Raw genomic sequence first — 10,597 nt, 5'->3', positions numbered from 1 at the left:
CGGCGTCGCGCAGCGCCAGCGCGCCGGCGACGTAGGCGGCCGCGATCTCGCCTTGCGAATGGCCGATCACCGCGTCGGGGTTCACCCCGACCGACTTCCACAGCTCGGCCAGCGACACCATCACCGCGAAGAGCACCGGCTGCACAACGTCGACGCGGTCCAGGCTCGCAGCGCCGGGCGCGGCGCGAAGCACGTCGGTCAGCGACCAGTCGACGAATTCGGCGAAGGCCTCTTCACACTCCCGGATCTGCTGTGCGAATACCGGTGCGGTGTCCAGCAATTCGATTGCCATGCCCAGCCATTGCGAGCCCTGGCCGGGGAAGACGAACACCGTCTTGCCCGCCGGTGTCGCGGTGCCCCGGATGACCGATCCGGTCGGGTCGTCGTTGGCCAGCTCGTCCAGCCCGGCGAGCAGCCGGTCACGGTCACCGCCCACCACGACGGCCCGGTGCTCGAACGTCGCGCGGCCCGCCAATGACCACCCGATGTCGGCGACGTCCAGATCATCGTGCGCGCGAACGTATTCGGCCAGCCGGGCCGCCTGCGCGGCCAACGCCGCCGGGGACTTCGCCGACACCGCCCACGGGACCACCGCCCGCGCCGGGCCGGCCTCCCGCACCGGTTCGGCCGGGGCGGCCTCGACGATGACGTGCGCGTTGGTGCCGCTGATGCCGAACGACGACACGCCCGCCCGGCGCGGGCGCTCGGCCCGCCAGGGTTGTGCCTCGGTCAGCAACGACACCGCACCCGCCGACCAGTCCACGTGCGGGCTGGGAGCGTCCACGTGCAACGTCGCGGGCAGTGTCTCGTGGCGCATCGCCTGCACCATCTTGATGACGCCGGCCACCCCGGCGGCGGCCTGCGTGTGGCCCATGTTCGACTTGATCGACCCCAGCCAAAGCGGCTCACTGCGATCCTGCCCATAGGTCGCCAGCAGCGCCTGGGCCTCGATCGGGTCACCCAAAGTGGTTCCGGTGCCGTGCCCCTCGACGACGTCGACGTCGGCCGCGGCCAACCCGGCGTTGGCGAGCGCGGCACGCACCACCCGCTGCTGCGAGGGACCGTTGGGCGCGGTCAACCCGTTGGAGGCGCCGTCCTGGTTGACCGCCGAGCCGCGCACCACCGCCAGCACCGGGTGCCCCAGGCGCTGCGCGTCCGACAGGCGCTCCACCACCAGCATGGCGCCGCCCTCGGACCAGCCGACGCCGTCGGCCGCACCCGCGTAGGCCTTGCACCGCCCGTCGGGCGCCAGGCCGCGGTGCCGGCTGAACTCCACGAAGACGGTCGGCGTGGCGTTCACCGTCGCACCGCCGGCCAGGGCCAGGTCGCACTCCCCCGAGCGCAGCGACTGCACGGCCATGTGCAGCGCCACCAACGACGACGAACACGCCGTGTCCACTGACACCGCCGGGCCCTCCAGCCCTAGCACATAGGACACCCGCCCCGAGGCGACACTGGAGGTCATCCCGGTCAGCCGGTAACCCTCGATCTCCTCGGCGAGCATGCCGTAGCCCTGGACGATGAGCCCGGCGAACACGCCGGTGGCGCTGCCGCGCAGCCCGCTGGGGTCAATCCCGGCTCGCTCCAAGGCTTCCCACGACAGTTCGAGCAGCATCCGATGCTGAGGATCCATCGCCAGCGCCTCGCTGGGCGCGATGCCGAAGAAGCCCGGGTCGAAGTCCGCGACGCCGTCGACGAAGCCGCCGGTTTTCACGTAGCACTTGTGCCGCGCGTCGGGGTCCGGGTCGTACAGGGCCGCCACGTCCCAGCCGCGGTCGGTGGGAAACTCCGAGATCACGTCGCGGCCGTCGGCGACCATTTGCCACAGCGCCTCCGGGCTGTCCACGCCGCCCGGGAAGCGGCAGGACATACCGACGATCGCGATCGGCTCGTTGGACCGCTCCAGCAGCGCACGGTTGGTGCGCTTCAGGCGCTCAACCTGGACCAGCGCTTTGCGCAGCGCTTCGGTCGCATGCTGGAGTTGATCAACCATCACAAACCTCGCCTAACCTTCGCCTGACGACGTGCGGCCGTCTTCCACCGCCGGATGCGGTTCTCGCCGAGTCACGGAATTTGCTGCACGAGGCGGCGTCGTTTCCCGTTCGACCAGCGTCGTGCCGCTCTCCGACCCAAGAATGTTGCTGGTGAGTATGGCCAACTCCGACAGGATTTCAAAACGTCCGCTGCTCCCGACTGCTACGGGAGGACCGGCCTGGACAGTTGCGCCGCGCCGCGCAAAGAAGATGTGACACGAGGTGCCCGGTGTGCTCGCTGGACAGCGGTGCGTTGTAGACATGGCCCGACGTCCATGGCGCGACTGTACCCGGCCGGCCATAGCCGGTGGTCAGGCGCATGTCGGGAAATGTCCCGGTGCGGCGCCAGGCACGGCCGGTCCGGTGCCGCGGCGCGGTCACACACCCGCTCGGCGCCAGCCGTCGGCGGCCCTGGCGGCTTGGATCAGGGTGTCGCATAACCGGCGCAGCTCGGTGGCACCGGCGCCTTCGTCCACGGCCGTGGCGACGTCCTCGGCCGCGCAGCGCACCTGGTAGACGCGATCCGACAGGTCGGCCGCTTCGTCGGCCGACAGCACCACCGCGTCCTCGGGGACGGCCGCCGCGCCGTTGCGGTTCAGCGACGCCCGTTGCTCGTACGCCCGCTGCCGGCACGACTGCCGGCAGTATTGGCGACGACGGCCCATTCCCGCGTCGGTGACGTCTCGACCACACCAGCGACAGGGCTGCGGGCGGGTACGGCGGCTCACGCCTGCCGACTTTAGTCGGGTTTTCCCGGCGATCCCGGTATCATGGAAGGTCGCGTCGCGTATGCCGGCTCCGGCCGGGGAACTGCGCAGATGATCGCAGCGTTTGCTAGATGAAGAGTTTTGCACTGAACGCAGTAAGGGAGCCGGAGAGCTCCGAGAAGACCTGAAGGAGTAGCAGCCATGGCTGATCGCGTACTGAGAGGCAGTCGCCTCGGGGCCGTGAGCTACGAGACTGACCGCAACCACGACCTGGCTCCGCGTCAGCTCGCGAAGTACCGCACCGAGAACGGCGAGGAGTTCGAGGTTCCCTTCGCCGACGACGCCGAGATCCCCGGCACCTGGCTGTGCCGCAACGGCCTGGAAGGCACCCTGATCGAGGGCGACCTGCCCGAGCCGAAGAAGGTGAAGCCGCCGCGAACGCACTGGGACATGTTGCTGGAGCGCCGCTCCGTCGAGGAGCTCGAAGAGCTGCTCAAGGAGCGCCTCGAGATCATCAAGACCCGCCGTCGCGGCTGAGCCGCCGATTCAGTCGGGGCCGGCCCGCAGGCCGCCGAACTAGCTGCGGTTGTCGGCCCTGCTGGTCCGGGCCCCCGACCGCCGGCCCTGCACACCCCAGCGGGTGACCTTGACCAGGGCCTCGCGGATGTTCGATCCACTCATCTTGGACACGCCGAGCTCGCGCTCGGTGAAGGTGATGGGCACCTCGGTGATGGTGAAGCCGTTGCAGATGGTTCGCCAGGTCAGATCGATCTGGAAGCAGTAGCCCTTGGAGTCGACGCCGTCGAGGTCGATCGCCTCGAGCACTTCGCGGCGGTAGGCGCGGTAGCCGGCGGTGATGTCGTGCACGCCGATGCCGAGCGCCAGGCGGGCATAGGTGTTCGCCGTCCAGGACAACGCCCAGCGCCGCCATGGCCAGTTGCGTACCGTCCCGCCGTCGACGTAGCGCGAGCCGATGGCCAGATCGGCCCCGGCGTCGACGGCGTCCAGCAGGCGGTGCAGCTGCTCGGGCGCGTGGCTGCCGTCGGCGTCCATCTCGACCAGCACCGAGTAGTCACGGCTCAAACCCCAGGCGAAGCCCGCCAAATACGCCGCGCCCAGGCCGTCCTTGGCGGTGCGGTGCATGACGTGCGTGCGTCCCGCATCGCCGGCCGCCAGCTCCTCGGCGAGCTGGCCGGTGCCGTCGGGGCTGCTGTCGTCCACCACGAGCAGGTGCACGTGCGGGCACGCCTCTTTGAGCCGCCGGTGGATCACCGGAAGGTTCTCCAGCTCGTTGTAGGTGGGGATGATCACCAAGACGCGCTGGCTGGGGCGGTTGCCCGGAACCTGGGGCGCCGGCTGGCCGGTGGTCATGTAGCTCCTCTGTGTCGCCCGAATTCGAAAAGCCGGCCGTCCTGGTCGGACGGAGGGTGGTCAGTCGCCGTCGTCTGCCGGCGTGCGGTCCCGGGGGTCGGGCGCAGTGTCCGGGTCGTGCTCGTCGGGCGGGGGGTCGCCCGGGGTGGCACCGGCCCCTGTCGATCGACGTGTGGACCGCAGACGTGTCGAACGCGGGAACCATCCATTCTGCCGTATCCCGGCCAGAATGACCGCCCCGGCCGCCAGGACCATGGCCCATTGCAGCAGCGGTCCCCAGCGAGTGGCCGGCGTCAGCCTGGTCTTGAGGCGCACCTGCATGTCCAGATACGCGGGCTGGAAGAAGTCGGTGCGCGCCAACTCGCCGCCGTCGGGGGCGAGGACGGCGCTGATTCCGGTGGTGCCGGCCACCACCACGTACCGGTCGTGTTCGACGGCCCGGACCTTGGCGAATGCCAGCTGCTGCTCGCTCATCCTCTTGTTGAAGGTGGCGTTGTTGGCCGGTACGGCCAGCAGTTGGGCACCGCCGAGCACCGCTTGTCGCGGCACCCGGTCGAAGATCACTTCCCAACAGGTGGCGACGCCCAGGGGCACCCCTGCGATGTGCACCACATCGGGGCCCCGGCGCGGCACGAAGCTTCCGGCGCGGCCCGCGTAGCCGGACAGGTGCTTGAACAGCCACGGCATCGGCAGGTACTCGCCGAACGGCTGCACGATTTCCTTGTCGTGGCGATCGGCCGGGCCCGTCGCCGGATTCCACACGATCATGGTGTTGGTGTAGTTCGGATCCTGCGGGGGACGCCCCGGCACCTCGAGCACGCTGCCGACCAGGATCGGCGCGCCGATGGCCGCCGCGGCCTGGGATATCTGCAGCGCGGCGTCGCCGTTGACTAGCGGGTCGATGTCCGACGAGTCCTCCGGCCAGATCACGAATTGCGGTTGCGGGGCGGCCCCGGCGCGCACGTCGTCGGCCAGCCGCAGGGTCTCCCGGACGTGGTTGTCCAGCACCGCCCGCCGCTGTTCGTTGAATTCGAAGCCCAGCCGCGGCACGTTGCCCTGCACGGCTGCGACGGTGACCGACGGCTCGCCGCCCGACCCGGTACCGGCGTGGCGCACCTGTGGCCAGACGATGAGCGACGCGAAGAGCACCAGGCAGATGCAGACGCCGGGCACCACCACCGCGGGCGGCGCGGGATCGGGGTGCCCCGGTTCGTCGGTGCCGCCGGCGGGGCGTGCAGTGGGGTGACCGGAGTGCCACCACTTCACGATCTCGAGCGCGATGGCCGTCGCGCTGAAGCCGACCAGCATGATCGCCATGGACAGCAGCGCCACGCCGCCGAGTTGGACCAGCGGCAGGAACGGACCGTGCGTCTGACCGAATGCGACCGAACCCCAGGGAAAGCCGCCGAACGGGACGGCCGACTTGAGCCACTCCTGAGCGGCCCAGATCAGCGCGAACCAGATGGGCCAACCGGGCAGCCGGCGCACGGTGACGGCGCACAGGCCGAAGAGGGCGGGAAACAGCGCCGATACGGTGGCCAGCGCGATCCATGGGATGGGGCCGACCAGCAGTCCTACCCACGGCAGCAGCGGCAGGTAGAACGCCAGCCCGAACAGGAACGCGTAACCCAGGCCGCCCGCCGGCGTGGTCGCGGGGTGCGTCAGCACCCATCCCAGCAATGCGGCGGCCACCACGGCCGCCCACCACCAGTTCAGCGACGGGAAGCTGGCGCAGAACAGCAGGCCGCCCGCGATGGCGCAACTGAGCCGGGTCAGGCGGGGCAGCATGGCGGCCTGGGCGGCGGGCAGCCGCGCGATCACGGCGGCGACCAGCCCGGTCAGCGCGCCGCGCGCCACCGTCCCCAACCGCGCGGCCAGCGTGGGCCCGGACGGCCCGGGCTCGTCACCCGGTTCCGATTCCGCGAGGCCCCCGTCATGATCGTCGTCCTCGAGTTCTGCCGGCTCGGGGCGCACGTCGGCGGGCTGGTCGTCGCGGTCCGATTCGGCCTCGTCGCTGATGGGGTCGGTGTCCGGCCGCCGGGGTAGGTCCTGATCGGCCGCATCGGCGTGGTCCGCCGGCTCGTCGCCGCGCGGCCGGTCCCTAACCATGGATGACAGCGCCCCGATGCACCGTCCGCCGGCACCGCGGGAGGGCGTCGCCCGGGCCCAATCGGGGCAGCGCGGGCACCCGGGAACGCGGGTCGGTCGACCAGCGCTGGACCGTGTCGCGCGGGGCGTGCACCTCCAGGTCCCCGGCGTCCCAGATGGCGTAGGAGGCGGGCGCGCCCGGCACCAGCGTGCCCGTCTTCCCGTCGCGGACACCGGCCGCCCGCCAGCCCCCGCGGGTGGCCGCAGCAAACGCGGCCCGCGCCGAGACCCCGCTGCCGGGAGTGCGGTGATGGATCGCCGCGCGCACGCTCAACCACGGGTCGAAGCCCGTGACCGGAGCGTCGGAACCTAGCGCGAGGGGCACGCCTTGGGATGCTAACAGCGCAAAGGGGTTGAGCCGACTGCCGCGCTCGGCACCGAGCCGCCGCGCGTACATGCCGTCGGGGCCGCCCCACAGCGCGTCGAAATTGGGCTGCACGCTGGCGATGACCCCCCATTGGCCGAGCTTGGCGGCCTGCTCGGCGCTGACCATCTCGACGTGCTCGAGGCGGTGTCCGCAGCGCGCGACGGCGACCGGCCCGAGGTCGGCGACGACACGCTCGAGGGCATCCACCACGGCGGTCACGGCGGCGTCTCCGATGACATGGAATCCCGCGGTGACTTCGGCCTGCGTGCAGGCCCGCAGGTGCGCCTCGGCGGCCCCGGTGTCCAGGTAGCAGGTTCCGGTGCGGTCGGGCGCATCCGTGTAAGGCTCGTGCAGCCAGGCGGTGCGCGACCCCAGCGCCCCGTCGACGAACAGGTCGCCGGCCAGCCCGTGGGCGCCGGTCGCCGCCATCAGCTCGTGCGCTTGGGCGGGGCTGTTCACCGGCTCACCCCAATAACCGATGATCTCGACGCCATGGTCGAGCGCGCGCAACTGCAGCCAATCGTCGATCCCGCCGATGTCGGGTCCGGCGCATTCGTGCACCGCGACGATGCCGGCCGCCGCGGCGGCCCGCAGTGCCGCGGCGCGGGCTTCGGCCAGTTGATCGGCCGTCAGCAGGTCCCGCGCCACGGCGCGCACCCGATGGTGCGCGTCGCCGACCAGCGGCCGCTCGGCGCTGTAACCGGTCGACGCCGGAAGTTCGGCGACCAGCCGCCGCAGGCCCGTCGACGCGAGCGCGGAGTGCACGTCCACGCGGGCCAGGTAGGCGGGCCGGCCACCGAGAGCGGCATCGAGGTCGGCGGTGCTGGGCGAGCGGTTCTCGGGCCACGACGTTTCGTCCCAACCATGACCCCACACCGGTCGGCTGGGATGGGCGGTGGCGTAGTCGGCGACCATCCGCAGGCACTCCGCCTGCGACCCGGCGCCGCGCAGATCCAACCCGCTGAGCGTCAGCCCGGTGGCGGTGAGATGGATGTGGCTGTCCACGAATCCCGGCGCCACGAAACCGCCGTCGAGGTCTTCGACGACGGCATCGGGGAACATGCGGCGGCCGACCTGGTCGCCGCCCAGCCACGCCACCACGCCGTCGCGAACGGCCATCGCGGTGGCGTCGGGTTGGGCCGGGCTGTGCACCCGACCGTTGACCAGCAGCGTCTGCGGCGCGGGACTCACGGCGGAGCGGGACACAGCCCAAAACTACGTGCGGCGGGTCGCAGGGCCATAACGGCCAGTCGGCGGGTGGGCGGCGCGGTCCGTCGCGGCGGGTCAGCGCGCGTCGAATCCTTGCGGCCGCACCGGCGCCTCGACGTCGCGCACGTCGATGACCTCGCCGTCGATGTAGTCGCCGCGGCCGCGCCCATCGAAATCCCCGGCGGGATACGACGCCGAATGAGCCGATTGAGGTTGTGGACGGAACGCGCCCGCGTAACCGAGTCCGGGCATTTGTCGTTGCAGCTTGCGCACCGCCAGGGCGGTCAGCCCGGGGCCGACCGCCGACCGGACGGGCGGGATGAGCAGTAGCAAGCCCAGCGCCGTGCTGACCAGTCCGGGGACGAGAACGAGCAGCGCGGCCAGGCTGACCAGCGCGCCGTCGCCGGCCGCGGCGCGTTGCTCGGCCAGGCCGGAGCGCAGTCGCCCGATCCGGCGGACGACGTGGGAACCCGCCATCGGGGCGATGAGGCCCCAGCCGAGCAGGACGGTCGCCAACAGCGCCAGCAGGGTCCAGCCCCATCCGATCGTCGACACCAGCGCGAAGATCGCCGCGAGTTCGACGACGGCGTAGATCAACAGCAGCCGCGACACCATGCCAGACCAACGTCCGCGGACCGCGCCCAAGTTCCCGTGGTGTTCGGCGGTGCGATTGCAGTTAGATGACGCTATGACCACGATTCAGATCGATACCCCCGACGGACCGATCGATGCGTTACTGAGCACGCCGTCGGGGCAAGGACCGTGGCCGGGTGTGGTGGTGATCCACGACGCGATCGGCTACGGGCGAGACAAGCAGTCGATCAACGACCGCATCGCCGCGGCCGGATATCTGGCCGTCACCCCGAACCTGTATGCCCGCGGTGGCCGCATCCGCTGCATCACGCGCGTCATGAAGGAGCTGCAGACGCAGCGCGGCCGCGCCCTGGACGACATTCTGGCCTCGCGGGACCACCTGCAGGCCATGCCGGAGTGCTCCGGGCAGGTCGGTGTCGCGGGCTTCTGCATGGGCGGCCAGTTTGCTCTTGTCATGTCTCCCAAGGGTTTCGGCGCTTCCGCACCGTTCTACGGCACTCCCCTGCCGCGCAACCTCGACAAGACGCTGGACGGCGCGTGCCCGGTGGTGGCGAGCTTCGGCGGCCGGGATCCGCTGGGGCGGGGTGCGCCCGAAAAGCTGAACAAGGCGATCGCCGCCAAGAACATCACCGCCGATGTAAAGACCTACCCCGGCGCCGGGCACAGCTTCGCCAACGAGCTGCCCGGCCAACCGCTGCTTCGCATCGCGGGTTTCGGCTACGACCGCGACGCCACCGAAGACGCGTGGCGCCGGGTGTTCGCATTCTTCGGCGAGCATCTGGGCACGGGCGCCGCGACGTAGCCGTCAGCGGACCGCGGTGAGCTTCTGCGACAAGACCGTGGCGAACGTGTGGGTGTCGCCGGGCCAGCGCGCCGACACATAGTCCCCATCGTCGACGACGAAAGCGGCCCGCGAGTCGGTCGGCGTGTCGCGCAGCAGTCCCGAGGTCTTGCGCCGCCAGTTCGGCGATCCGCGGGAGACGTCCCGGAAATCGGACGGATCTTCAAGTGCCCGTGTGACTTCGGCCTGCACCGACATGTAGCCGTCGGCTTGGCCCGGGTCCTCGGTATACGTCCGGTAATAGTTGCGATCCCAGAACCGGGTGAACCGGGTGAGCCGCCAGGCCAACCGCTCCATTGCCCACGTCAGCGCCGTCGTCTTGCGCCCGTGAAGGACCGAGCGACCGGTGCCGGGATCGACGCTGCGCGCGGCCAGCAGCACACCGTGACAGATGGCGCCCACCACCAGTCCGCGGGCGAACGCCGCCACGACGAGCCGGTGCAGAATGTCGCTGTCGATGTAGCTGCGCATCCCGCGCGCACGGTGCCCGCCCGGCAACACCAGCGCATCGACACCGTCGAGGGTGGCCTGAGACCAGGCAATGGGGCGCTGAAACTCATTGCAGCGCAACATATCCCGATAGGCATCGCGCCCCGCCTTATCGGCGCGCAACGCCAGCCCGATCAGCGCGACGGCGCCCAGCACCGGCAGCGCGGACCAGAGGTCCAGTCCACGCCCCGTCAGCATGATGTCGTCGGCCTCCCCGAGCATGCCGGTTTCGGTCGCGAAGACCACCCGGTGGCCGCTTCGGGTCAGCACCTTCCAGGTGACGGCGACCTCGGTGGGGTCGAAGTCGCGGTCCGGGATCGGGATCAGCACCGTAGCCATGACGCCGTGGTTTCAGGCCACCTTCAGCTCGAGGCCGACATTGTTGTCCATGCCGCCGCGTAGCTTGCTGACGAAGTTGAACACCTTGCCGACGATGCCGTAACGCTTGCCGATCGCGTCGTAGACGGCGGCCGTTTCCGACTTGTCCAGGATGGCCGCGGTTCCCTCGACGGCCTCGCTGGTGGGGCGACCGTTCATGGTGCAGGTGGCCAGCGTGACCCGCGGGGTGTTGCGGATTCGCTTGACCTTCCACGACTTTTCCTGCGTGATGACCAGAAGTCGGTCGCCGCGCTGCTTGTCCAGGGCCGCCCAGATCGGCGTCGGCTTGGGCCTGCCGTCCTTAGTGAAGGTGGTCAGCAGGATGTACTGCGTGTTGGCGAGGTCGGCGAAAGTCGGCGTCACCAGAACAACGTACCGCTGCGCCGTCGACGTTGACATTCTCTAGGCCCGCCTGCGATAGTCATGCCAGCTTAAGTGAAAACACTATTTTCACTTAAGA

At 70.3% G+C, this 10,597-nt stretch carries 8 protein-coding genes and 2 pseudogenes; 2 read left to right on the top strand and 8 right to left on the bottom strand.

Going from position 1 to position 10,597, the window contains the following annotated elements; genetic code table 11:
• Positions 1-1,993: type I polyketide synthase (locus A9W96_RS05485; protein WP_082972055.1), on the bottom strand; the 1,993-nt coding region annotated here is incomplete at its 3' end.
• A 417-nt stretch (positions 1,994-2,410) separates the two neighbouring features.
• A complete protein-coding gene (locus A9W96_RS05480; protein ID WP_082972054.1) occupies positions 2,411-2,761 on the bottom strand; it encodes a hypothetical protein in 351 nt (116 codons plus the stop codon).
• Between the two features lie 180 nt (positions 2,762-2,941).
• On the opposite strand from A9W96_RS05480, the gene A9W96_RS05475 reads away from it, so the two are divergent.
• Entirely contained in the window at positions 2,942-3,277 is a 336-nt protein-coding gene (locus A9W96_RS05475; protein ID WP_007770897.1) for an RNA polymerase-binding protein RbpA, read from the top strand.
• Here the strand turns inward: A9W96_RS05475 and A9W96_RS33225 are convergent.
• From A9W96_RS33225 to A9W96_RS05455, 4 genes and pseudogenes are all read right to left on the bottom strand, one after another.
• Positions 3,255-4,138: pseudogene (locus A9W96_RS33225) on the bottom strand (polyprenol monophosphomannose synthase); the annotation flags it as partial. The gene A9W96_RS05475 and the pseudogene A9W96_RS33225 sit on opposite strands and share 23 nt — an antisense overlap.
• A gap of 155 nt (positions 4,139-4,293) precedes the next feature.
• A pseudogene (gene lnt / locus A9W96_RS33220) lies at positions 4,294-5,899 on the bottom strand (apolipoprotein N-acyltransferase); the annotation flags it as partial.
• A 313-nt stretch (positions 5,900-6,212) separates the two neighbouring features.
• A complete protein-coding gene (locus A9W96_RS05460; RefSeq protein ID WP_082972056.1) occupies positions 6,213-7,745 on the bottom strand; it encodes an amidohydrolase in 1,533 nt (510 codons plus the stop codon).
• Positions 7,746-7,910: 165 nt separating this feature from the next.
• Complete coding sequence (locus A9W96_RS05455) at positions 7,911-8,450, bottom strand: FxsA family protein (protein ID WP_067138308.1); 540 nt, start codon at positions 8,448-8,450, stop codon at positions 7,911-7,913.
• A gap of 73 nt (positions 8,451-8,523) precedes the next feature.
• On the opposite strand from A9W96_RS05455, the gene A9W96_RS05450 reads away from it, so the two are divergent.
• Positions 8,524-9,231, top strand: coding sequence for a dienelactone hydrolase family protein (locus A9W96_RS05450; protein WP_067138306.1), 708 nt, complete (start codon positions 8,524-8,526; stop codon positions 9,229-9,231).
• A gap of 3 nt (positions 9,232-9,234) precedes the next feature.
• Here A9W96_RS05450 and A9W96_RS05445 read toward each other — a convergent pair whose 3' ends face one another.
• The gene (locus tag A9W96_RS05445) at positions 9,235-10,098 is read right to left on the bottom strand and encodes a type 1 glutamine amidotransferase domain-containing protein (protein ID WP_067138304.1); all 864 of its coding nucleotides are present in this window, start codon (positions 10,096-10,098) and stop codon (positions 9,235-9,237) included.
• Between the two features lie 12 nt (positions 10,099-10,110).
• Complete coding sequence (locus A9W96_RS05440) at positions 10,111-10,500, bottom strand: PPOX class F420-dependent oxidoreductase (RefSeq protein WP_067021058.1); 390 nt, start codon at positions 10,498-10,500, stop codon at positions 10,111-10,113.
• Between the last annotated feature and the right edge of the window lie 97 nt (positions 10,501-10,597).

This window comes from Mycobacterium sp. 1245852.3 (assembly GCF_001669335.1).
Taxonomy (GTDB): domain Bacteria; phylum Actinomycetota; class Actinomycetes; order Mycobacteriales; family Mycobacteriaceae; genus Mycobacterium; species Mycobacterium europaeum_A.
This window is presented reverse-complemented; position numbering and strand designations above follow the sequence as displayed.